This window comes from Streptomyces sp. SID14478, from assembly GCF_010548525.1.
Classification (GTDB): Bacteria; Actinomycetota; Actinomycetes; order Streptomycetales; family Streptomycetaceae; genus Streptomyces.
This window is the reverse complement of the sequence record NZ_JAAGMG010000912.1, coordinates 1-22,875: the sequence shown is the minus strand read 5'-3', so window position 1 is coordinate 22,875 and position 22,875 is coordinate 1. Positions and strand designations below refer to the sequence as shown.

Annotated in this window: 16 protein-coding genes and 1 pseudogene; 5 read left to right on the top strand and 12 right to left on the bottom strand. The window is 70.8% G+C overall.

The features are described from left to right. Positions 1-22: 22 nt before the first annotated feature. Positions 23-451, top strand: a complete 429-nt coding sequence (locus tag G3I40_RS29595) for a hypothetical protein (protein WP_164305650.1) — start codon at positions 23-25, stop codon at positions 449-451. On the opposite strand, the gene G3I40_RS29590 is transcribed toward G3I40_RS29595, so the two are convergent. From G3I40_RS29590 to G3I40_RS29560, 7 genes are all read right to left on the bottom strand, one after another. Further along, on the bottom strand, positions 448-1,986 hold the full coding sequence (locus G3I40_RS29590) for an APC family permease (protein ID WP_164305648.1): 1,539 nt from the start codon (positions 1,984-1,986) through the stop codon (positions 448-450). The two genes, G3I40_RS29595 and G3I40_RS29590, sit on opposite strands and share 4 nt — an antisense overlap. A gap of 228 nt (positions 1,987-2,214) precedes the next feature. Next, positions 2,215-3,678 carry an aldehyde dehydrogenase family protein gene (locus G3I40_RS29585; protein WP_164305646.1) on the bottom strand — a complete coding sequence of 488 codons (1,464 nt, stop codon included), beginning with the start codon at positions 3,676-3,678 and terminating at the stop codon, positions 2,215-2,217. Continuing rightward, positions 3,675-5,414, bottom strand: a complete 1,740-nt coding sequence (locus G3I40_RS29580; RefSeq protein WP_164305644.1) for a D-aminoacylase — start codon at positions 5,412-5,414, stop codon at positions 3,675-3,677. Before G3I40_RS29580 ends, G3I40_RS29585 begins: the two co-directional genes overlap by 4 nt. Positions 5,415-5,735: 321 nt before the next feature. Next, positions 5,736-6,857 carry an LLM class flavin-dependent oxidoreductase gene (locus G3I40_RS29575; RefSeq protein WP_164305643.1) on the bottom strand — a complete coding sequence of 374 codons (1,122 nt, stop codon included), beginning with the start codon at positions 6,855-6,857 and terminating at the stop codon, positions 5,736-5,738. 128 nt (positions 6,858-6,985) lie between these two features. Then, entirely contained in the window at positions 6,986-7,768 is a 783-nt protein-coding gene (locus tag G3I40_RS29570) for an SDR family NAD(P)-dependent oxidoreductase (RefSeq protein WP_164305641.1), read from the bottom strand. A gap of 12 nt (positions 7,769-7,780) precedes the next feature. Beyond that, a complete protein-coding gene (locus G3I40_RS29565) occupies positions 7,781-8,707 on the bottom strand; it encodes an LLM class F420-dependent oxidoreductase (RefSeq protein ID WP_239092011.1) in 927 nt (308 codons plus the stop codon). Positions 8,708-8,840: 133 nt separating this feature from the next. Next, a complete protein-coding gene (locus G3I40_RS29560; RefSeq protein WP_164305639.1) occupies positions 8,841-10,106 on the bottom strand; it encodes an amidohydrolase family protein in 1,266 nt (421 codons plus the stop codon). Between the two features lie 207 nt (positions 10,107-10,313). Here G3I40_RS29560 and G3I40_RS29555 point away from each other — a divergent pair, with 207 nt between their 5' ends. The 4 genes from G3I40_RS29555 (at position 10,314) to G3I40_RS29540 (ending at position 17,390) form a co-directional block, all read left to right on the top strand. Continuing rightward, positions 10,314-13,319 (top strand): BTAD domain-containing putative transcriptional regulator, encoded by a 3,006-nt coding sequence (locus G3I40_RS29555; RefSeq protein WP_164305638.1) that lies wholly within the window; start codon positions 10,314-10,316, stop codon positions 13,317-13,319. Positions 13,320-13,520: 201 nt separating this feature from the next. Further along, positions 13,521-13,697 carry a sigma-like protein gene (locus G3I40_RS29550; protein WP_164305636.1) on the top strand — a complete coding sequence of 59 codons (177 nt, stop codon included), beginning with the start codon at positions 13,521-13,523 and terminating at the stop codon, positions 13,695-13,697. A 1,462-nt stretch (positions 13,698-15,159) separates the two neighbouring features. Further along, positions 15,160-16,158 carry a hypothetical protein gene (locus G3I40_RS29545; protein ID WP_203644993.1) on the top strand — a complete coding sequence of 333 codons (999 nt, stop codon included), beginning with the start codon at positions 15,160-15,162 and terminating at the stop codon, positions 16,156-16,158. A 572-nt stretch (positions 16,159-16,730) separates the two neighbouring features. Then, positions 16,731-17,390, top strand: coding sequence for a DUF4232 domain-containing protein (locus tag G3I40_RS29540; RefSeq protein WP_164305634.1), 660 nt, complete (start codon positions 16,731-16,733; stop codon positions 17,388-17,390). A gap of 3 nt (positions 17,391-17,393) precedes the next feature. Here G3I40_RS29540 and G3I40_RS29535 read toward each other — a convergent pair whose 3' ends face one another. The 5 genes and pseudogenes from G3I40_RS29535 to G3I40_RS29515 form a co-directional block, all read right to left on the bottom strand. Then, the gene (locus tag G3I40_RS29535; RefSeq protein WP_164305680.1) at positions 17,394-18,569 is read right to left on the bottom strand and encodes a winged helix DNA-binding domain-containing protein; all 1,176 of its coding nucleotides are present in this window, start codon (positions 18,567-18,569) and stop codon (positions 17,394-17,396) included. A gap of 34 nt (positions 18,570-18,603) precedes the next feature. Continuing rightward, entirely contained in the window at positions 18,604-19,593 is a 990-nt protein-coding gene (hemB, locus tag G3I40_RS29530) for a porphobilinogen synthase (protein WP_164305632.1), read from the bottom strand. A gap of 108 nt (positions 19,594-19,701) precedes the next feature. Then, a complete protein-coding gene (locus G3I40_RS29525; protein ID WP_164305630.1) occupies positions 19,702-21,378 on the bottom strand; it encodes a uroporphyrinogen-III synthase in 1,677 nt (558 codons plus the stop codon). Continuing rightward, entirely contained in the window at positions 21,375-22,337 is a 963-nt protein-coding gene (gene hemC / locus G3I40_RS29520) for a hydroxymethylbilane synthase (RefSeq protein WP_164305628.1), read from the bottom strand. Before hemC ends, G3I40_RS29525 begins: the two co-directional genes overlap by 4 nt. After that, a pseudogene (locus G3I40_RS29515) lies at positions 22,334-22,875 on the bottom strand (glutamyl-tRNA reductase); the annotation flags it as partial. The gene hemC and the pseudogene G3I40_RS29515, both read right to left, overlap by 4 nt.

Here is a 22,875-nt window from a genome sequence, read left to right as displayed (position 1 = left end):
CCGGAAGAAGAAGGACCACGGCATGACGACGCGCGGCCCCGCCGATGACGGCACGACCGGATACGTACGCTTCCAGTCGCCGCACCGAAACCGGCGGGGCACGTTCACCGGCCTGTTCGGGCTGGTCAACAACCTGGCCAGGGAGGGGCGGCTCACCGCCGAGCAGGAGTCCTTCCGGCGCGTGAACAACGCCTGGTACGACGCCGCGTACACGGACCCCTCCACCGTCGACCCCACGGTCTACGACGAGGAGGTCAACCCGGGCGCCGCGGCCTGGTTCAAGCCAACGGCCACGCACCTGCTCGACCGGGTCCCCGGCTACCTGGAGATCCTGGCCGCGCACGGCGTCGACTGCCGCCTGGTGCGCTCGGCCGACCCGGGCCGGGTGCTCTACGAGGACGACGTCCAGATCGTCGTGGTCCCCCGCGCCCGGGCCGAAGACAGACCCTAGGGCTCGGCGACGACCAGGACCTCCGTGTCCCGGTTGAGCACCTCGCCGCGGAAGAACGCCGGGCTGCGGCGGCCCATCACCAGCATGATGACGACGCCCACGAGCAGCAGGCCGACCCCGATCACGAAGACCGAGCCGACGCCGAACACGGACGAGCCGCTGCCGTAGGCCGGGTTCCACATGTCGACCAGCGTCTTGGTGAAGACGGCCGACAGGAGCACGCCGCCGAGTGTCGGGAACAGTCCCTTGAACGCGAAGTCCCGTACGGATGCGAAGAGTTCGCCGCGGAAGTACCAGGCGCAGGCGAACGCCGTCAGCGCGTAGTAGAAGCAGATCATGAGGCCGAGCGCGTAGATCGTGTCGACCAGGACGTGCTCGGAGACCAGCGTCATCGCCGTGTAGAAGACGGCCGTCGCCACGCCCGCCGTGACCGTGGCGCGGCCGGGCGTCTTGAAGCGCGGGTGGACGCGGGCGTACGAGGCCGGGAGCGCTTCGTACGTCGACATGGCGAGGACCGTGCGGGCGACCGGGATGAAGGTGGTCTGGAGGCTGGCCGCCGCCGACGCCAGGACCGCGACGAAGAGCAGGATGCCGAGGGTCGGGCCCATCACGGGGCCGGCGAGCGCGGCGAAGACGTTGTCGGAGGTCTCCGGGTTGGCGAGGCCGAGGCCCCGCTGCCCCGAGCCGACGACCATCTGCGCGGCGACACCCGTGGCCAGGTACGAGCCGACGAGCACGACCATCGCGATGAGCGCGGCGCGGCCGGGCGTCTTGTCGCTGCCGATGGTCTCCTCGTTGGCGGTCAGGCAGGTGTCCCAGCCCCAGTACATGAAGATCGACAGGGACAGGCCGGCCGTGAACGCCCCGAAGGACTTCACGGAGAACGGGTTCAGCCACGACCAGGAGAAGTCCACCGACGTGCCCGCGAAGTCCCCGGAGCCCGCCTTGGCCACCGCCATCGCGACGAAGACGGCGAGCACCACCAGCTGGAGCCCGACGAGCGTGTACTGCACGCCCTTCGTCGCGGTCATGCCGCGGTAGCTGATCGCGGTCGCCGCGGCGATGAGCACGAGGCAGGTCACGATGTGGACGGCCTTGTTGCCGTCGAGGCCTGCCACCGAGTCGCTGTCGGTGATCTCGCCCGCGAGCAGCCAGAAGTACGAGGTCGCGACGCCGGCCAGGTTGGACAGGACGATGATCGTGGCGATCACCAGGCCCCAGCCGCACATCCAGCCGACCCGCGGCCCGAACGCCTTCACGGTCCACGTGAACGACGTGCCGCAGTCCGGCATGACCTTGTTGAGCTCCCGGTACGCGAAGGCGACGAGGAGCATCGGCAGGAACCCGGCCAGGAACACCGCGGGCATCTGCAGGCCGACCTCGCCCGCGGTGGAGCCCAGGGTCGAGGTCAGGCAGTACACCGGCGCGACAGTGGAGACACCGATGACGGCGCTGCCGAGCAGCCCGACGGAGTTGCCGCCGAGGCCCTTGCCCTCCCTGATGCCCTCCTGGGGCCGCACGTCCAGCTGAGTCATGAACAGGACGTTAAATCCTGCGGTTTCCACATCTGGCGGGATTCATCAGGACTTCGCCGCTTAACTATCCATGGGCAATTCGGGCAACTACTTTCGACTTACACAGAAGATTGCAGAATCCATCCACCTATTGCAAGGCGATCGGCCCGGCGTCCGATATTCGGTAATCGCAGCCGGGTCCGATTTGCCCTGGTTCAAAAATTTCCCGTGCAGATCTCGTGGACTTCGTCACCCCGGCCAGACGATGGACTGCAGCTCGCTGTAGGCGTGCAGCGCGTACGAGCCGACGTCCCGCCCCACCCCGCTCTTCTTGAACCCGCCGAACGGGGCCTCCATGTTCCGCCCGATGGTGTTCACGCCGACGCCGCCGGCCCGCAGCCGCCGCGCGACCCGGAAGGCGCGGGCGACGTCCCCCGACCACACGTAGTCGATGAGCCCGTAGTCGGAGTCGTTGGCGAGCGCGACGGCCTCGTCCTCGTCCCCGTCGAAGGGCACGACGGCGACCACGGGGCCGAAGATCTCCTCCCGCACGACGCGCATGTCGTTGGTGCAGTCGGCGAGGAGGGTCGGAGCGACGTAGAACCCCTTGCCGGTCCCGGCGGGCCGCTCCCCGCCCGCGACGACCGTCGCGCCCTCCTTCCTGCCCAGCTCCACGTACGACTCGACGCGCTCGCGGTGCGCGGCGGAGATGACGGGACCGACCACGGTCCCCTGCGCCCGCGGGTCCCCGACCTTCATGAACCCGATGTACGCGGTGAGCTTCGCGACGAACTCGTCGTACACGGACCGGTGCACGAGCGCCCGCGTCGGCGCCGTGCAGATCTGCCCGCTGTAGAAGGCGTACGTCGTCCCGATCCCGGCGACCGCCGAGTCCAGGTCGGCGTCGCCGAGGACGATCGCGGCGCCCTTCCCGCCCAGCTCCATCAGCTGCCGCTTCATCGACCGCCCGCACACCTCGCCGATGCGCTGCCCGACGGCCGTGGACCCGGTGAAGCTGACCATGTCGACGTCCGGCGAGTCGACGGCGGCCTCCCCGGCGGCCACCGAGGCGCCACTGACGACGTTCACGACGCCGCGCGGCACACCCGCCTCCTCCAGGGCGGCCGCCATCCGGTACACGGACAGCGGGTCCTGCGGCGCGGGCTTCACGACGACCGTGTTGCCCATGGCGAGGGCCGGGGCGACCTTGCCCGCCGGGTTGGCCCACGGGTTGTTGTACGAGGTGATGCAGGTGACGACCCCGACGGGCTGGCGCACGGCCAGCGCGCCCGTCACCCCCGCCTTCCCCATCGGCCCGGCCTCGCTGATCTGCGGCGGCAGCCCTTCCTCCACCGGCTCCAGGGCGCCCTGCGCGTACCGCCGGAAGCGGGCGACGCCCACGGCCACCTGCATGCCGCGCGCGGTCCCGCTGGTGGCCCCGCTCTCGGCCTGCGCCAGCTCGGCGTTGGCGGCGAAGTCCCGCTGCATGAGGTCCGCGGCCCGGTCGAGGATCGCGGAGCGCTCCCGCGGCGTCGTGCGCGACCACGTCCCGAAGGCGTCGCGGGCGGCGCGCGCGGCGTCGTACACCTGCTGCCGGGACGCCTCGGGCGCCTGCCCGACGACCTCCTCGCTCGCCGGGTCGACGACGTCGTAGTGCCCGCCGTCCGGCGCGACCCACTCCCCGCCGATGAAGAGCTTCTGCGCCTCGCTCACCGGGTGCTCACCGTCCGCGTGTCCGCGCCGGAGCGCAGCACCTTGCCCGGCACGGCGCCGCTGACGACGTCGCCGCGCATGGCCTCGACCCCGTTGACCCACACGGCGGTCACGCCGATGGCCTTCGAGTCGAGCCGGGGGCTGTCGCCGGGCAGGTCGTGCACGAGGGTGGCCTTGCCGGCGTCGATCGTCTCCGGGTCGAACAGCACCAGGTCCGCGTGCCAGCCCTCCTGCACCCGCCCCCGCTCGCGCAGCCCGAACAGCTGGGCCGGGTCGTCGGTCAGCATCTTCACCGCCGCCTCCAGGCCCATCAGCTTGCGCCCGCGCAGACAGTCGCCGAGGAAGCGCGTCGTGTACGGGGCCCCGCACATCCGGTCCAGGTGCGCGCCCGCGTCGGACCCGCCGAGCATGACGTCCTCGTGGTTCCAGGTCTCGGAGCGCAGCGCCCACGAGTCCGGGTCGTTGTCGGTCGGCATCGGCCACAGCACGGTCCGCAGCCGGTCGTTGGCGCAGATCTCGACGAGGCACTCGAAGGCCTCCTGCCCGCGCTCGGCGGCGATGTCCCGCACCACGCGCCCGGTCAGCCCCTCGTTGGCCTGCGAGTACGTGTCCCCGATGACGTACCGCCCGAAGTCCGCGAGCCGCCGGAAGACCCCGGCCTCCTTGCTGTCGGCGCGGCGCAGCATCTCGGCGCGCACGTCGGGGTCGCGCAGTTTCGCGATCCGCTCGTCGACGGGCAGCCCGAGGATCTCGCCCCATCCGGGGATGAGATTGAGCGCGCAGAAGGTCCCGAGCGACATGTTCATCGGCGTCAGGATCGGCATGGTCAGGGCGACGATCCGCCCGCCGGCCTTCCGCGCCCGCTCACTCGCGGCCAGCTGACGCGGTACGCGCTCGGGCACGGCGGCGTCGACGGTCAGCACGTTCCAGTTGAGCGGCCGCCCGGCGGCGGAGCTCATCTCCACGAACAGGTCGATCTCGTCGTCACTGAACTGATCGAGGCACCCGGCGACGATGGCCTCGATCTGCGTCCCTTCGTGCTCCCCGACCGCCTTGCTCAGAGCGATGAGTTCGGCCGGCTCGGCATGCCGCGAGGCGACCGGTTTGCCGTCCCCGTCGGAGTGCGTGGACGACTGGGTGGTGGACAGCCCCCAGGCCCCGGCCTCCATGGCCTCGTGGAAGAGCCCGAGCATGGCCTCCATCTGCGCCTCGCTCGGCTGCCCACCGATGGCGTCCGCCCCCATCACGTACCGCCGCAGCGCACAATGCCCCACCATGAACCCGGCGTTGACGGCGATCCTCCCGTCCAGGGCCGCCAGGTACTCCCCGAACGAATTCCACGTCCAGGGCGCCCCCTCCTCCAGCGCGACCAGCGACATCCCCTCGACCTTGGACATCATCCGCCGCGTGTAGTCGGCGTCCTCGGGCCGCTCCGGGTTCAACGGGGCGAGCGTGAACCCGCAGTTGCCCCCGGCGACGGTCGTCACCCCGTGGTTCAGCGAGGGCGTCGCGTACGGGTCCCAGAACAGCTGCGCGTCGTAATGCGTATGCGGATCGACGAACCCGGGCGCGAGCACCAGCCCCGCGGCGTCCTCGGAGCTACGGGCCTCCTCGGTGACGGCACCGGCCTCGGCGACGACGGCGATGCGCCCGTCGCGGATCCCGACATCGGCAACATAAGAAGGGGCACCGGTCCCGTCGACGACGGTGGCGCCCTTGATGAGGTGATCGAGCATAATCTTCGAGCCTCTCCGACGTAATGACGAACCGAACAAGCCCCTCCGACCCCCAAGCCCCTCTGGGCGATCGAGGAGCGGGGCCCACCTTCAAGCCCCTCCGGCGATTGAGGAGCGGGGTCCGGGGCGGAGCCCACTTTCAAGCCCCTCCGACCCCCAAGCCCCTCCGGCGATTGAGGAGCGGGGTCCGGGGCGGAGCCCCGTGTTTCAAGCCCCTCCGGCGATCGAGGAGCGGGATCCGGGGCGGAGCCCCGTGGCAGGGACGAGATCAGGGCCCCGACTCTCCTGTCCGGGAGGAGGAGAGCCGGGGCAGCCGTCCGATCAGACCCCGGCAGACCTGAACCGGGTAGTCCGGTGGACCGGATCCGTGTCGATCTTCGGAATCACATGCTCACCGATCAGCCTGATCGAGTTCAGCGTGTCCTCGTGCGAGATCCCGATCGGCAACCCGAACGACAACTGGTCGGCCCCCGCCTGCTCCCACCGCTTGCACTGCTGCAGCACCTCGTCCGGATCCCCACAGATCATCAGCTCCTCGGCGATGAGCAGCTCGATGATCTCGGCGGAGTACTCGGGCAGGATCTCGGGCCACTCCGGAATGCCCTCGGGCCGCGGGAAGGTGTCGTGGTACCGGAACACCAACGACTGCAGGTAGTTGAGCCCACCGCCCACGGCGATCTCCACCGCCTTGTCGTGCGTCTCGGCGCAGATCGCGGTCGACGTCACCATGACGTTGTCGTTGACGAAGTCCCCGATGGGCTCCGCGTCCTGGATGGCGGTCTTGTACTGCTCCAGGACCCACTCCATGTCGGATACCTTCTGCACGCTGAACCCCAACACCCCCAGCCCCTTCCTGGCGGCCATCGCGTACGAGGGCGGGGACCCGGCCGCGTACCACATGGCGGGGTGCGACTTCCCGTACGGCTTGGGGAAGATCTTGCGTGGCGGCAGCGACCAGTGCTTGCCCTGGAACCCGACGTACTCGTCCTGGAGCCACATCTTCGGGAACTCGGCGATGGTCTCTTCCCAGATCTCCTTGGTGTAGTTCATGTCCGTCACACCAGGTATGAACCCGAGGATCTCGTGGCTGCCGGCGCCGCGCCCGCTGCCGAACTCGAACCGCCCCTCGCTGAGGTGGTCCATCATGGCGACCTTCTCGGCGACCTTGACGGGGTGGTTGACCTGCGCGAGCGGGTTGAAGATGCCCGACCCGAGGTGGATGCGGTCCGTCGCGTGCGCCAGGTACCCGAGGAAGACGTCGTTCGCCGACAGATGCGAGTACTCCTCCAGGAAGTGGTGCTCGGACGCCCAGGCGTACTTGAAGCCGGACTTGTCCGCCTGGATGACGTACTCGGTCTCGTTCATGAGCGCGCGGTGCTCGGCGGTCGGGTCCGTCAGCGCCTGCTTGCCCACATATCCCTGTACAAAGAGCCCGAATTCCAAGGAGGTTCACCGTCCTCGTCAGTTTCTGACGGATCGTCAGATTGGATGGATCGACTGTTTCACTGCGCCTGCGGACCGTCAATACCTGACGCATCGTCAGGACTGGTGGGTACGGCCAGGGGCCTGGCTCACAGGACGCTCACGCCCGCGAGCCACCCCCCGTCGATCACGAACGGCTGCCCGGTGATGTACGCCGAGTCCTCCTGCGCGGTCAGGAACAGCGCGAGGCGCGCGACCTCTTCCGGCCTGCCCACGCGCCCGAGCGGCACGAGCTTGCGGTACAGCCCGTCGAGGGCCGCGGCGGACTCCTCGGTGTTCGCGTTCGGGTCGAGCTGCGCCGGGTTGCTCATGGCGGTGTCGATGGCGCCGGGGCAGACGGCGTTGACGCGGATGTTCCTGGCGGCGAGTTCGAGCGCGGCGACCTTGGTCAGTCCCACGATGGCGTGCTTGGTGGCGGCGTACGCGCCGACGTACGCCATCCCCGTGACACCCGTGTAGGAGGCGGTGTTCACGATGGACCCGCCCCCGGCCTCGGCTATCTCCGGAGCGACGTTCTTGATCCCGAGGAACGCCCCCACCTGATTGACGTTCACGATCTGCATGAACTCGTCGAGCGGCGTCGAGACGAGCTCGTTGAACCGCAGGATCCCCGCGTTGTTGACGAGCCCGTCGACCTTCCCGAAGGCGGCCTTGGCCGCCGCGACGGCGGCCCCCCACTCCTCTTCCTTGCTCACGTCGAGATGTACGTAGAGGGCGTTGCCGATCTCCTTGGCGACCGCCTCGCCCTGGTCGTCGAGCACGTCGGCGACGACGACCTTGGCCCCCTCCGCGGCGAACAGCCGCGCCTCCTGCTCGCCCTGCCCGCGCGCAGCACCGGTGATGATCACTACACGCCCGTCGAGCTTGCCCATGTCCGGTGCTCCTCAGCTGAGTTGGGGTGCGACGTCGGCGGCGAAGGCCGAGATCTGGTCGACGAGTTCGGCCCGCCCGCGGCTGCGGAAGCGGACCTGGATCTGATGGACGCCCATGGCGGCGTAGGCGCGCAGCGACTCGGCCATGGCCCCGGGGTCGCCGGAGAGGGTGCGCCGCCCGACCTCCCAGGCGGGCGCGCCGACGTACAGCGGCTCGGTGATGGTGCCGATGGTGAGCGGCGCCTCGATGCCGGCCTCGGCGCGCAGCCGCTTCAACTTCTCGATCTTCTCGGGGAGCCGGTCGCGCGGGTCCCCCTGCGGCAGCCACCCGTCGCCCTTGAGCGCGGCGCGCCGGATGGCCGGCGCGGAGGACCCGCCGACCCACACGGGCACCCGGCTCTGCGCGGGACGCGGCAGCTGCCCGAGCCCTTCGAAGGAGTACAACTCCCCCTTGAAGGAGGGGAATTCATCCGGGCCGAGCGCGGCCCTCAGCGCGTCCACGCTCTCGTCGAGCACGGCCCCGCGTCGCGCGAAGTCGACGCCCAGCGCCTCGAACTCCTCCTGCACGTGCCCGGCGCCGACCCCGAGGATCAGCCGCCCGCCGCTCAGGTGGTCCACGGTCGCGTACTGCTTGGCGGACAGCAGCGGATGCCGCAGCCCGACGATCGCGACGTGGCTGAGCAGCCGCACGCGCTCGGTGATCCCGGCGAGGTAGGACAGCGTGGCGACGGGGTCGTACCAGGTGGTCGACATGGCCTCGGCGAGCCGGCGCGGGATGGCGACGTGGTCGCAGGAGGCGATGTAGTCGAAGCCGCCCCGGTCGGCGGCGCGGGCGATCTCGGCGAGATCACCGACGTCCGCGCCGGCCTCCCAGGGTTCGGCGTACATGGTGCTCTGGGACTGGATCGGGAGTTGCATCCCGTACGCGAGGCGCGTCATACCCGTAACCCCATCTGACGGACCGTCAATTATGGACGGAGCCCATACTCGTACCTGACGTACCGTCAGACAAGGGGAGTGCGGGTACGGGGAATGCGGGCACGGGGGCGCGCCTGCGACACGCCGCTCCGCCTCAGGCCGACGGACTCCACAGCCCGTCCGCGGTCAGCCCCAGCAGATCGATGGCGTTGCCCCGCACGATACGGTCGACGACGTCCGGCGCCAGGTGCCCCATCTGCGCCTCCCCCACCTCCTTGGACTTGGGCCAGGTGGAGTCGGAGTGCGGATAGTCGGTCTCGTACAGGACGTTGCCGAGCCCGATGGAGTCGAGGTTCTTCAGCCCGAAGGCGTCGTCGAAGAAGCACCCGAAGACGTGGTCGGCGAAGTACTCGCTCGGCGGCTTGCGCACCTTGTCGGCGACGCCGCCCCAGCCGCGGTTCTCCTCCCACACCACGTCGGCCCGCTCGAGGATGTAGGGGATCCACCCGATCTGCCCCTCGGCGTACATGATCCTGAGCTCCGGGAACCGCTCGAACTTCCCGCTCATGAGCCAATCCACCATCGAGAAGCAGCAGTTGGCGAAGGTGATGGTCGACCCGACGGCGGGCGGCGCATCCGCCGACGTCGACGGCATCTTGCTGCTGGACCCGATGTGCATGGCGATGACGGTCCCGGTCTCGGCGCAGGCGGCCAGGAACGGGTCCCACTCGTCGCCGTGGATGCTGGGCAGCCCGAGGTGCGGCGGAATCTCGGAGAAGGCGACGGCGCGCACGCCACGGGCGGCGTTCCTGCGCACCTCCGCCGCCGCCAGCTCCGCGTCCCACAGCGGAACGAGGGTCAGCGGTATGAGCCGCCCCTGCGCCTGGGGCCCGCACCACTCGTCGACCATCCAGTCGTTGTACGCGCGCACGCCGAGCAGCCCGAGCTCACGGTCCTTGGCCTCGGTGAAGGTCTGCCCGCAAAAGCGCGGGAAGGTCGGGAAGCAGAGCGCGGACTGGACGTGGTTGACGTCCATGTCGGCAAGACGGGCCGGAACGTCGAAGGACCCCGGCCGCATCTGCTCGTACGTGATGACTTCCAGCTTGATCTCGTCGCGGTCGTAGCCGACGGCGGTGTCGAGCCGGGTGAGCGGCCGGTGCAGATCCTCGTAGACCCACCAGTCACCGATGGGCCCGTCGTCACCGGGCGCCCCCATGACGGGCGCGAACTTGCCGCCCAGGAAGGTCATTTCCTTCAGGGGAGCGCGAACGATCCGGGGCCCGACGTCGAGGTACTTCTTCGGCAGCCGGTCGGACCAGACCGTCGCCGGCTCGACCGTGTGGTCGTCGACGGAGATGATGAGGGGGAAGTCGTCGGATTTCAGGGCACTTTGGGTGTTTCCGGTCTCCGTGGTCTCCATGGGCTCACGGTAGCGCCGATCTGACGACCCGTCAGCTAGTAGGGGTCGAGGTTCGCGTGCGTGAGGTGTCTGTGATGGCTGTCTCCCGGAGCTGACGTATCTGCCATGAACAAGGCAAACTGGCGGAGTTGTCCAAGCGGCACGCCGCTTGGACTCCGTGCGAACGAGATGTGACTGGTGCTGGTGCGGCGGCAGGGGGCAGCGACGATGGACGGTGGACCGCGGGTTCCGGTGCAGCGGCGGTCCGGCACACCCGAGGACATCTCGGAAGTGGCGCCGGCCACCGGCTCCGGCCTGCGCTTCAGCGTGCTCGGCCCGGTCCGGGCATGGCGCGACGGCGAACTGCTGCCGCCGGGCTCACCGCAGCAGCGGGCCCTGCTCGCGGCCCTGCTCCTGCGCGACGGCCGCACGGCGACGGCCGGCGAACTCATCGACGCGGTCTGGGGCGAGGCCGCCCCGCAGCAGGCCCTGGCGGCGATCCGCACGTACGCCTCCCGCCTGAGGAAGGTGCTGAACCCCGGCGCCTCCGGAGCGGCCGGCGCCCTGGTGAGCGAGTCGGGTGGCTACGCGATCCGCGCGCTGAGCCCCGACGCCCTGGACCTGGCGGCGGCGGAGTCCCTCTGGTCGGATGCCGAGAAGGCCCGCCAGGGCGGCGACCTGTGCCACGCGCGGGCGCTGGTGAACAAGGCGCTGGCCCTGTGGGACGGCGAACCCCTGGCGAACGTGCCGGGCCCGTACGCGGAGACGCAGCGCGCACGCCTGCAGGAATGGCGCCTCCAACTGGTCGAATCCCGCCTGGACATGGACCTGGAGCAGGGCTGCCACGCGGAGGCGGTCTCGGAACTGACGGCCCTGACGGCGGCGCACCCGCTTCGTGAGCGCCTGCGCGAACTGCTGATGCTGGCCCTGTACCGGAGCGGGCGGCAGGCAGAAGCCCTCGCCGTCTACGCGGACACGCGCCGCCTGCTGGCGGACGAACTCGGAGTGGACCCTCGCCCCGGCCTGTCGGACCTCCAGCAGCGCATCCTGCGGGCGGACCCGGCACTGGCAGAGCCCTCGGCCCCGGCGACGGAGGTGGCCAAGGCCCCGCTCCGGCCGGCCCAACTACCGGCCACGGTGCCGGACTTCACGGGCCGCGCAGCCTTCGTCACGGAACTGAGCGAGGTCCTGTCGTCGGCGTCCCCGGACACGGGTGGCGGCTCGGTGATGGCGGTGTCGGCGGTGGCGGGCATCGGCGGCGTGGGCAAGACGACGCTGGCGGTGCACGTGGCGCACGCCGCGCGGCCCTCGTTCCCCGACGGCCAGTTGTACGTGGACCTGCAGGGCGCGGGTTCGCGGGCGGCGGAACCGGAGGCGGTACTGGGCTCCTTCCTGCGCGCGCTGGGCACCCCCGACTCGGCGATCCCGGACTCCCTGGAGGAGCGGGCGGCGCTGTACCGCTCGACCCTGGACGGCCGCCGGGTCCTCGTACTGCTGGACAACGCCCGTGACGCGGCCCAGGTCAGACCGTTGCTGCCCGGGATGGAGGGGTGCGCGGCGCTGATCACGGGCCGGGTGCGGATGGTGGACCTGGCGGGTGCGCACCTGGTGGACCTGGACGTGATGTCGCCGGAGGAGGCACTGCTGCTCTTCACGCTCATCGTGGGCGAGGAGCGGGTCGCGGCGGAGCGCGAGGCGGCGCTGGACGTGGTGGCGGCGTGCGGCTTCCTGCCGCTGGCCATCCGCATCGCGGCGTCGCGGCTGTCGGCCCGTCGTACGTGGACGGTGTCGGTACTGGCGGCGAAACTCGCGGACGAGCGCCGCCGCCTGGACGAACTCCAGGCCGGCGACCTGGCCGTGAAGGCCACCTTCGAGCTGGGCTACGGCCAGTTGGAGCCGGGCCAGGCACGGGCGTTCCGCCTGCTGGGCCTGGCGGACGGCCCGGACATCTCGCTGGCGGCGGCCGCGGCGGTCCTGGACCTGGGCGTCGAGGAGACCGAGGACGTACTGGAGTCCTTGGTGGACACGTCCCTTGTCGAGTCGGCGGCGCCGGGCAGGTACCGGTACCACGACCTGGTCCGGCTCTACGCGCGTGCGTGTGCGGAACGGGACGAGACGCTGCCGCAGGAGCGGGCGACGGCCATGTCGCGACTGCTGGACTTCTACCTGGCCACGGCGGCGGGGGTCTACGCGATCGAGCGGCCGGGAGACCGCACCGTGGATCACCTGGAGGCGACCGGCGTCCCGGGTCAGGCGTTCGGCGATGACGCCAAGGCACTCGACTGGCTCCATTCCGAGGCCGGCTGCATCCTGGCCTGCGTGCAGCAGTCCCTGGAGCCGCCCACGCTGAGGCGTGCCGTCGACCTCCTCATGGCCTCGAAGGACCTCGCCGAGTCCGGCGTCAGCTCGCTTCGCTACGAGGCGGTCGCGCGAGCGGCGCGCGACGCGGCGGCACGGACCGGTGAGGCCCACGCCGAAGGCCGCGCCCGCACGACCCTCGCCCAAGTCCTTTCCAGGGCAGGCGAGTTCGAGCAGGCTCGGCACGAGGCCGAACAAGCCATCGAGCTCGGACGGACGTCCGGGGACCCCTGGACCAACGGCAACGCCCCGAATGAGCAGGGCATCATCACGAACCTGATGAACCAGCCGGCCCTCAGCGAGACCTACCTGCTCGCCGCGATCGAGGCCTTCCGCGCCGACGACAACCGGCCGGGAGAAGCGAGCGCGCTGTGCAACCTCTCCCGGGTCCTCGTCGACATGGGAGAGACCTCCCGCGCCATCGAGCTGGTCCGGCAGGGCATGCACATCTACGACGACCTGGGGCTCACGTTCCGGCTGGCGAACGCCCGGTACGCCCTCGGTATCGCGTTGAGCAAGAGCGGCCTGCACGCGGAAGCCCTCGATCAGCTCTCCGCGGCACTGAAGGTGTTCGTCGACAGCCGCCAGCGCCTGTGGGAGGGCACGACGCACTACCGCATGGCCGGGGTGCATCTCCACGCCGGCCGGCCCGCCCAGGCGGCACAACACGCCGAGCAGGCCCTCTCCACCGGCTGCATCGGAGGGGAGTGGATGCGCGCCAACGTTCTGACGCTGCTGGGCCGCGCCCTCACATCCCTGGGCCAGACGGATCGCGCCCGGGCCTGCTGGCAGGAAGCCCTGGTCATTCATGAGCTCACCGGGGCCCGGGAGGCGACGGACCTGCGCCGCCTCCTCAGTCCGGTCAGCGCCGCGTGACGACAGCGGTAGGCGTTCATCGAACGTTTATGGGCACCTGCGACTCTCAATTCGTCGATCCGTCGCGTCGGGGGGCAGACGGATTGCCGCGGGGCTCACAGATAAAGTGAGCGCCCCTGGAACGCCCGTTCGGAGACCCTCGGGGGAGTCGCCGAGCGGGCGTTCCCATCGCGCCAGGCCGTCATCCAAGGAGTCCTCACCATGAGCGATGCCAAGAAGAAGAACGAAGAGGCCACCACTCAGGACAGTCACATGCCCGCGCCGCCCAGCGACGGCACCGTGACCACTCAGGACAGCCACATGCCGGCCCCGCCGAGCGACGACGCCATAGTGACGATGGACAGCCACATGCCCGCGCCCCCCGCCACGGGCGCCTGAGACCTTCTTTCCCGACGGGGATCGGCCGCGGCGGCGCGGAGGGGAAGCCGCCGCGGCCGAGTCATGCCCACACCACCCCACCCCCGCCTATGCGGAAGACGCCCGCCCGGGCCGTCATACCTCGGACCTCGGACCTCGGACGCCACGGCCAACGCAAAGGTGTCGATGCGGAGGACTCCCCGGTCTCACTCGCCGGACTGACTCCCCGGGCTCCGGGGCCACGCGGGACGAATCCTGATCCACCGACGGGACTTGCCCACGCCCAGATGCCCGAACTCCTCGATCACAGCGCCCAGACCGCGAGGCGATGCGTCCCTGACGGAAGCGAAGGGCGGGCGAATGCTGATCGGCGCCCAGGTCCGGCATCTCGGATGCCCTGGTCCGGTCTCGTCGCCGGGTGGGCCGGACGGTGGGGCTCAGGGTCCGTCGCTTCGCGACGGTGGGGTGGTAACGGTGGTTCGAAGTCGCCTCTCCGCCGGTGGGCGCCTCCTTCCTTGGATTGCGTGGCTGGGGTGCGGTGGGTGGCTGAGCTACCTCCGTTCGTTGAGTGTCGTCTGACGCCCGCCTTGGGCTGGCTTTCGTCGGCTGAGGCTCTGGGTGGAAGGGGAGAGAGTCACCATTTCCCCAAAGGCCCTTCGGTCGCACCCGCCACTCGACGTGGCGGGTTGAGTGCGCGTATGGGGGTGGTGACGGTGGACAACAAAGACGCAGCAAGAGGAAGGGGTGGGTGGGGGTGGTGGGTCGGGTGCGGCTGGTGGGGGGGGAGCGTGGATCGAGTGCGGCTGGTGGGGGCGTGGGGCGGGTGCGGCTGGTGGGGTGGGGGGCGTGGGTCGGGTGCGGCTGGTGGGGGGGTGTGGTCGTCACACGCGTCACACGTGGCGCATCCGACCCTCCAGTTCGATTGATGGAGGGTTCGGGACACCCACCGCATTCCATGGGATGTCCTGAACCCTCCACCACCCCTCTGAGGACCACTCACACACCAGCAGACGACGGACCGGCCCCACCACCCCCTCCCCCTTGCTGCGTCTTTGTCTTGTCCACCGTGACCACCCCACATACGCGCCGCTCAACCAGCCACGTCGAGTGGCGGTGGCGACCGAAGGGCCTTTGGGGAAGTGGTGACTCTCTGCCCTTCCACCCGTCCTCCGCAACCACCGAAAGCCAGCCCAAGGCGGGGGTCAGACAACGCTCAACGAACGGAGGTAGCTCAGCCACCCACCGGAGAACGGCCACGTAATCCAAGGAAGAAGGCGCCCACCGGCGGATCGGCGACTTCGAACCACCGTCACCACCCCACCGTCGCGAAGCGACGGGCCACCACCCACCACCGTCCGGCCCACCCGGCAACGTGAGCGGACCACGGCACCCGCGTCTCCGCGCTCCTACCGGCACTTTCCACACCGTCCGAGTTATCCACAGCCCGCCCCGCCCCCGCCCCCACCCCGGCACCCTTGCCCCCATGGAGCAGCGAAGCCCGTCGAAGTCGGCGCAGGGAACCCCCGGTCCCCCACCGCGCCTCCGCACCCTCGCCCGCTCCGGGATCCTCTTCACCGCCCACGCCCTCGTCGCCGGATGGCAACCGCGCCCACTGCACCGACAGTTGGTACGCGAAGGATGGCGTCGAGTGCGGGCCGGCGCATGGGCCGAACCCGGCCCCGGCGCAGACGTCGACCTTCGTACGTGCCTCCTCGCCGAGCAGCTTCTGTGCCCCCAGCTCGTCGTCAGTCACCTCGCGGCCGCCGCCCTCTGGCGTATCGAGACGCTCGACATCGCCCGCCCTGCCCCGGAGTTCATCGATCCGACGCTCCGCACGCGGAGCAATGGCAGTCGCCGCCGCGTACACCGCATGCGTCTCGCCCCCAGCGACGTACAGGACGTGCGGGGCTTACGCGTGACCACCCCGGCCCGTACCCTCGCCGACCTCCTTCTGTCCGGTCCCCGCGACCTCGCCCTCGTAGCCGTGGAATCCGCCCTCACCTATCGGACCGTCGGCCGTGGTCACCGCCGGGCTCCGCTCCTCGCCCTGCACGACGTCACCGCCGCGCTTCCTGCCCGCCATCGCCACGCCGCCCGGACCCGCGAATGGCTGAGCCTCGTCGACCCGAAGTCGGGCTCCCCCGCCGAGACCGTGGCCCGGCTGCACATGGCCGACGCGGGGTTGCGGCCCGAGTCGCAGGCCGAGGTGTTCACCGGCGACGGGCGGCAGGTGCGCCTCGACTTCCTCTTCCGCGCCGAAGGGCTCGCCGTCGAAGTCGAGGGTTACGCGTACCACGGCACCCGCGAGCACCACCGACGGGACATCGACCGCTTCAACCGCATCCAGAGATGCCCCGAGGTCCGGTCCCTTCTGCGCTTCTCCGCACTCGACGTCTTCCGCCGGCCCGCCCACTTCGTCGCCGAGATCCGCGCCGCCCTCCACCGCGGCGCCGGATTTCGGCAGCCGCCTCCCTCCCCCTAGGGTGAGACGCCGCGCCTCGGCCCGATCTTCACCGGAGCACTCGACCCATTACCGCCCCACCCCCGGCAGTGGACGCATCGCGCGGCGGCGGCTTCTCCTCCGGCTACGGCCACAGGTATTCGTTCACCGGCAAGAGCGGCCAAGATCCGTCGCACTGTCGTGAGTTGACCGGCGTTGCGGCGTAGGTGCGTAGGTACGTAGGTGCGCAGGTGCGCAGGTGCGCAGGACGTACGGGATCAAGAGCCGGCCTGTCACGGAACTGTCCCAGCGGTGGACGGTCGCGCAAGTGTGCCGCCGTGCCGTGGAAACCGGCTCCCCCACGTCCCCCGGCGCGCTCCCCGCTCCGCACTCCCGCACCCTCACAAGCCCCAATTCCCGGGGTTGAACAGGGGTCGAGAGCCACCTCGCGCCCCGCCCTCGGTGACGTACACCCGGCAGCCGCGTCACACCCCGCCCATGCCATCTCATGTAACGGCCATGTATAAGGAAGCAGTTGGACGGAACGGCTCGCGGGGCCGAGCGAGTCCTATTGATCAGTAAGGCAAACGCCCCCACCTGGAAGAGGCCTCACGATGCGCGCTCAGAAGACCACCCTCGCCGCCCTGGCCCTCGTCGCCGGCCTCTCGCTCACCGCCTGCCAGGGCAACGACGACGCGGCCACCGGCAGCAGCGACTCCGGTTCCTCGACGCCCTCGTCCTCTTCCTCGTCCGCCGGTTCCGCCGACTCCAGCGGCAGCAACGCCTCCGAGCAGGGCTCCACGGCCACCGCCAGCAGCGACACCGGCGGCAACGACTCGGCCGCCGAAGGCAGCGGCGGCGGTCAGATAAACACCGGCCCCTGCAAGACCGCGAACCTCGCCTTCGGCGTCACCCACGGCATGGGCGAGGGCGACCTCCTCGTCAGCCTCCGCAACACCAGCGACGCCTGCTCCCTCAAGGGCTTCCCGGGCGTCGACCTCAAGGTCGACAGCGGCCCGGGCGCCATCAGCGCGACGCGCACCGGGCTCGCCACCCCGACCGTCGTCCTCAAGAACGGCGAGACGACCCGCTTCACCGTCCACAGCCCGCGCAACGACACCGGCGGCTCCGGCGTGAACATCGACCGGATCGTCGTCACGCCGCCCAACGGGACCCACTCCAAGACCCTGTCGATCACCCTGAACCTCCCGGCGAGCGCCAGCCCCACCGACGCGGGCGTCACCGTCGACCCCGTCGGCACCGGCAAGCAGTAGCTGTCAGCCCCACGCCCGCGTCTCCACCACCGGCAGCCCCTTCACCCACCAGTGGTCATAACGCCGGTACGCCGTCACGTCGCGCCCCGTGAGCAGGTCCAGCAAGCCCCGCGCCTCCTCCGCCAGCGCCTCCCACACCTGCGCCGGCAGCGGCCGGAACGCGCCCACCTCGATCCCGGCCCCGTCGTCCGCCACCCGCCACACTCCGGCCACGTACCCGTCGACCAGCACCGTCGGCAGCACGTCCCCGTTCACCCGGGTCACGTGCTTGCGGTACTCGGGCGGCAGGAGCCGGCCGCGGTCGGCGTACGCGAGCAGCACGCTGTCCCACATCGCCAGCAGCCGCGGCGGCGCCGGTTCCTCGCCGGACGGGCGGGGGCCGCCCGGCACGTCGTACAGCACCGTCTTCCCGTCCGGCCCCGTGAACTCCTCGAGGTCCTCCCCCAGCGCCGCCCGCACCCGGCCCTTCTGCACGAGACCGAACTGCGCCATGTCCGCCACGGACGCCGGGCCGAACCCCTCCAAGTACCGGCGCACCAGGACGCGCAGCCCCTCCGCCACCGCTTCCGGGTCCGTCAGCTCCGGGCGCCGCCCCTCGGCCGCCGCGACGAAGCACTGCCGGGCGTCCGAGGTGAAACCCCACGTCGTGCCCGCCACCGGCGCGTGCCACAACGGCGCGTACTGGCGCAGCATCCGCCCTGCCGTGGCCGCCGCTGGGCCCTCCACACCGACCCGTTGCCCCAGCCACTCCCCCAACTCCTTTGCGGTGCACGGCACTTGGGTACGCGCTAGCAGCTCGGGCAGCAGGCCGTGCGCGTCCGTCTCCGTCAGCCCCGACGCCCGGAAGCGCGGGTCCCGCAGCCGCGCACCCCGCACCGTCGGCTCCACCGCCGCGCGCAGCGCCGGGTAGTCGTCGACGTGCACGGCGTGCAGCGTGATCCGCATCAGCGTCGACCTGACCACCCGGAAGTCCGCGAAGAGCGCGTCCAACTGGTCCGCCTCGAACCCCGCCACCCGGTTCCACAGCGCCACATACGGCGAGGCGGGCTGCTGCGCCTGGAGCGCGACAACCCGCCTCATGGCGTCCTCGACCCCGATCGCCTCGCGCCGCAGCAGCAACTGCCGGGCGAGAGTGGACCTGTTGAGGGCGCGTGCCGTGAGCGTCGTCATGCCGGGCATTCTCACCCGGCGGACCTCACCGTACGACAACGGACTACAACTGGCGTGCCGCCTCGGTCGCCCAGTACGTGAGGATCATGTTCGCGCCCGCGCGCTTGATCCCGGTCAGCGTCTCCATGATCGCCCGGTCCCGCTCGATCCAGCCGCGCTGCGCCGCCGCCTCGACCATCGCGTACTCGCCGCTGATCTGGTACGCGGCCACCGGCACGTCCACCGACTCGGCCACCTTCGCCAGGATGTCGAGGTAGGGACCGGCCGGCTTCACCATGACCATGTCGGCGCCCTCCTCCAGGTCGAGCGCCAACTCCCGCAGGGATTCCCGGGAGTTGGCCGGGTCCTGCTGGTACGTCTTGCGGTCGCCGCGCAGCGAGGAGCCGACGGCCTCGCGGAACGGGCCGTAGAACGCCGACGAGTACTTCGCGGTGTACGCCAGGATCGCCACGTCCTCCCGGCCGATCTGGTCCAACGCGTCGCGTACGACGCCGATCTGACCGTCCATCATGCCGCTCGGGCCGACCACGTGCGCGCCCGCGTCCGCCTGCACCTGCGCCATCTCGGCGTACCGCTCCAGGGTCGCGTCGTTGTCGACGCGGCCCTGCCCGTCGAGGACGCCGCAGTGCCCGTGGTCGGTGAACTCGTCGAGGCACAGGTCGGACATGACGATCAGGTCGTCGCCGACCTCGGCGCGTACGTCGCGCAGCGCGACCTGGAGGATGCCGTCCGGGTCGGTGCCGTCCGTCCCCGCGCCGTCCTTCTTCTCGTCCAGCGGCACGCCGAACAGCATGATCCCGGAGACGCCCGCCTCGACGGCCTCGACCGCCGCCTTCTTCAGGGAGTCCCGGGTGTGCTGGAAGACGCCCGGCATCGAGCTGATCTCCACCGGGGAGTCGATGCCCTCGCGCACGAACGCGGGCAGGATCAGGTCCGCCGGATGCAGCCGGGTCTCGGCGACCATGCGCCGCATGGTCGGAGTCGTCCGCAGCCGCCGGGGGCGCGAACCGGGGAAAGAGCCGTACCGAGTCACTGCACTGTCACCTCGTACCTACATGTGCTTGCACGCATCTACACGTACCTGCGAAAAGGAAGCGGGGCGGACGCCCGGCCGGAACCGGGCACCCGCCCCACCACTGTCCTACGGAGCGGCCCTACGCCGCCGCGCTCCCGGCCGCCGTTCGCTGGGCCGGGTCACCGGGTCACCTGCCTCGATGGCCGCTGCCCGCCGCTGCGCGCCGAAGTCGGCCAGCGCCGCGGCCAGCTTGTGCACCGACGGTTCGGGGGCCATGACGTCGACCCGCAGCCCGTGCTCCTCGGCGGTCTTCGCCGTGGCCGGGCCGATACAGGCGATCACGGTCACGTTGTGCGGCTTCCCGGCGATGCCCACCAGGTTGCGCACCGTGCTCGACGACGTGAAGAGCACCGCGTCGAAGCCGCCGCCCTTGATCGCCTCGCGGGTGTCCGCCGGCGGCGGCGAGGCCCGTACGGTCCGGTAGGCCGTGACGTCGTCGACCTCCCAGCCCAGTTCGATGAGCCCGGCGACGAGGGTCTCGGTGGCGATGTCGGCGCGCGGCAGGAAGACGCGGTCGATCGGGTCGAAGACCGGGTCGTAGGGCGGCCAGTCCTCCAGGAGACCGGCGGCGCTCTGCTCTCCGCTCGGCACCAGGTCCGGCTTGACGCCGAACGCGATCAGCGCGTTGGCCGTCTGCTCGCCGACCGCCGCGACCTTGATCCCGGCGAAGGCGCGGGCGTCGAGCCCGTACTCCTCGAACTTCTCGCGCACGGCCTTGACCGCGTTGACCGAGGTGAAGGCGATCCACTCGTAGCGACCGGTGACCAGGCCCTTGACCGCGCGCTCCATCTGCTGCGGCGTGCGCGGCGGCTCGACGGCGATGGTCGGGACCTCGTGCGGCACGGCGCCGTAGGAGCTGAGCTGGTCGGAGAGCGAGGCCGCCTGCTCCTTCGTGCGCGGCACGAGCACCTTCCAGCCGAACAGCGGCTTGGACTCGAACCACGACAGCTGGTCGCGCTGGGCGGCGGCGGAACGCTCACCGACCACGGCTATCACCGGCCGGTTGCCCTCCGGCGACGGCAGCACCTTCGCCTGCTTCAGCGTCTGCGCGATCGTGCCGAGCGTCGCCGACCAGGTCTTCTGCCGGGTCGTCGTCCCGGCGACCGTCACGGACAGCGGGGTGTCCGGCTTGCGGCCGGCCGCGACCAGTTCCCCCGCGGCCGCGGCCACCGAGTCGAGCGTCGTCGACACGACGACCGTGCCGTCGGACGCGCCGACCTCGGTCCAGCAGCGCTCGGAGGCGGTGCGGGCGTCGACGAAGCGGACGTCCGCGCCCTGTGCGTCACGCAGCGGGACACCGGCGTAGGCGGGTACGCCCACGGCCGCGGCGATCCCGGGTACGACCTCGAAGTCGATGCCCTCGGAGGCGCAGACGAGCATCTCCTCGGCCGCGTACGTGTCGAGCCCGGGGTCCCCGGTGACCGCACGCACGACCCGCTTGCCGCCCCGCGCGGCCTCCATGACAAGATTGGCCCAGTCCCTCACAGCCGGGACCGCGACGGCAGTTGACGCCTCGTCAGCGGCGGCCGTGAGTCCTGGTGTGCCCGCGTCGAGCACGGTCACGCCTGCCCTGGCGTGCGTCCGTACGACGTCGAGCACTTCGGGCTCGGCGATCAGCACATCCGCTCGGGTCAGGGCCTCGACGGCCCGTAGTGTCAGCAGTCCTGGGTCACCGGGACCGGCACCAAGGAAGGTGACGTGCCCCAGTGCGCAGGCGGTCGATTCAGCGGTGGTGGGGCTCATCGTGCTCGCTCCCCCATCAGACCGGCCGCACCCTTGGCCAGCATCTCGGCGGCGAGTTCCCGCCCGAGAGCCAGCGCCTCGTCCTCGGACGAGGGCACGGGACCGGTGGTGGACAGCTGCACCAGTTCGGAGCCGTCGGTGGTACCGACGACGCCGCGCAGGCGCATTTCCTTGACAATCTGCCCGTCGGCCAGCAGGTCGGCCAGCGCACCCACAGGTGCGCTGCAGCCGGCCTCCAGGGCGGCGAGCAGGGCTCGCTCGGCGGTCACGGCGACCCTGGTGTACGGGTCGTCCAACTCGGCGAGCGCGGCGGCGAGTTCACCGTTGTTCGCGGTGCACTCGACTGCCAGTGCCCCCTGGCCGGGGGCGGGCAGGACGATGTCGGTGGAGAGGAAGTCGGTGACTTCGCCGCTCCGGCCGAGGCGGTTGAGCCCGGCCGCCGCGAGGACCACGGCGTCCAGCTCCCCCTTGTGTACGTAGCCGATGCGGGTGTCGATGTTCCCGCGGATCGGCACGGTCTCGATGGTGAGGCCGTGGCTCTTCGCGTACGCGTTGAGCTGGGCCATGCGGCGCGGCGAACCAGTGCCGACCCGGGCGCCCGGGGGCAGCTCGGTGAACGTCAGGCCGTCGCGCGCGATCAGCACGTCGCGCGGGTCCTCGCGCTGCGGCACGGCGGCCAGCACGAGCCCTTCGGGCTGCGCGGTCGGCAGGTCCTTGAGGGAGTGCACCGCGAAGTCCACCTCGCCCCGCACCAGCGCGTCCCGCAGAGCGGTCACGAAGACGCCCGTGCCGCCGATCTGCGCCAGCTGCTCACGGGAGGTGTCCCCGTACGTCGTGATCTCCACCAGCTCGACCTCGCGGCCGGTCAACTGGCGTACGGCTTCGGCGACATGCCCGGACTGGGCCATGGCGAGCTTGCTGCGCCGGGTCCCCAGCCTCAGTGCTTTGTCGGCGGTCATGCCGGGCCTCGATTCTTGCCTGCCGTGCCGGTAGCGGATTCACGGTCTTGGGGGGTGGCCCGGGAGACGGCTGCGACCGTCTCCTGGTCCAGGTCGAACAGGGTCCGCAGCGCGTCCGCGTACCCGGCACCGCCGGGCTCGGCCGCCAACTGCTTGACCCGTACGGTCGGCGCGTGCAGCAGCTTGTCCACCACGCGCCGCACGGTCTGGGTGATCTCCGCGCGCTGCTTGTCGTCGAGGCCGGGCAGCCGGCCGTCGAGGCGCGCGATCTCTCCTGCCACCACGTCCGCGGCCATCGTGCGCAGCGCGACGACGGTCGGCGTGATGTGCGCGGCCCGCTGGGCGGCACCGAACGCGGCGACCTCTTCGCCGACGATCGCCCGCACCTGGTCCACGTCGGCGGCCATCGGGGCGTCGGCGGAGGCGTCGGCGAGGGACTCGATGTCGACGAGGCGGACCCCGTCGATGCGGTGCGCGGCCGCGTCGATGTCCCGCGGCATCGCCAGGTCGAGGAGCGCGAGCGCCACCGGGCGGAGGG

Bases quoted from the DNA above. Each gene is read 5' to 3' on its own strand.
- G3I40_RS29595 (WP_164305650.1), top strand. From the start codon at position 23: ATGACGACGCGCGGCCCCGCCGATGACGGCACGACCGGATACGTACGC.
- G3I40_RS29590 (WP_164305648.1), bottom strand. From the start codon at position 1,986: ATGACTCAGCTGGACGTGCGGCCCCAGGAGGGCATCAGGGAGGGCAAG.
- G3I40_RS29580 (WP_164305644.1), bottom strand. From the start codon at position 5,414: ATGCTCGATCACCTCATCAAGGGCGCCACCGTCGTCGACGGGACCGGT.
- G3I40_RS29570 (WP_164305641.1), bottom strand. From the start codon at position 7,768: ATGGGCAAGCTCGACGGGCGTGTAGTGATCATCACCGGTGCTGCGCGC.
- G3I40_RS29565 (WP_239092011.1), bottom strand. From the start codon at position 8,707: ATGACGCGCCTCGCGTACGGGATGCAACTCCCGATCCAGTCCCAGAGC.
- G3I40_RS29560 (WP_164305639.1), bottom strand. From the start codon at position 10,106: ATGGAGACCACGGAGACCGGAAACACCCAAAGTGCCCTGAAATCCGAC.
- G3I40_RS29555 (WP_164305638.1), top strand. From the start codon at position 10,314: ATGGACGGTGGACCGCGGGTTCCGGTGCAGCGGCGGTCCGGCACACCC.
- G3I40_RS29550 (WP_164305636.1), top strand. From the start codon at position 13,521: ATGAGCGATGCCAAGAAGAAGAACGAAGAGGCCACCACTCAGGACAGT.
- G3I40_RS29545 (WP_203644993.1), top strand. From the start codon at position 15,160: ATGGAGCAGCGAAGCCCGTCGAAGTCGGCGCAGGGAACCCCCGGTCCC.
- G3I40_RS29540 (WP_164305634.1), top strand. From the start codon at position 16,731: ATGCGCGCTCAGAAGACCACCCTCGCCGCCCTGGCCCTCGTCGCCGGC.
- G3I40_RS29535 (WP_164305680.1), bottom strand. From the start codon at position 18,569: ATGCCCGGCATGACGACGCTCACGGCACGCGCCCTCAACAGGTCCACT.
- G3I40_RS29525 (WP_164305630.1), bottom strand. From the start codon at position 21,378: ATGAGCCCCACCACCGCTGAATCGACCGCCTGCGCACTGGGGCACGTC.
- hemC (WP_164305628.1), bottom strand. From the start codon at position 22,337: ATGACCGCCGACAAAGCACTGAGGCTGGGGACCCGGCGCAGCAAGCTC.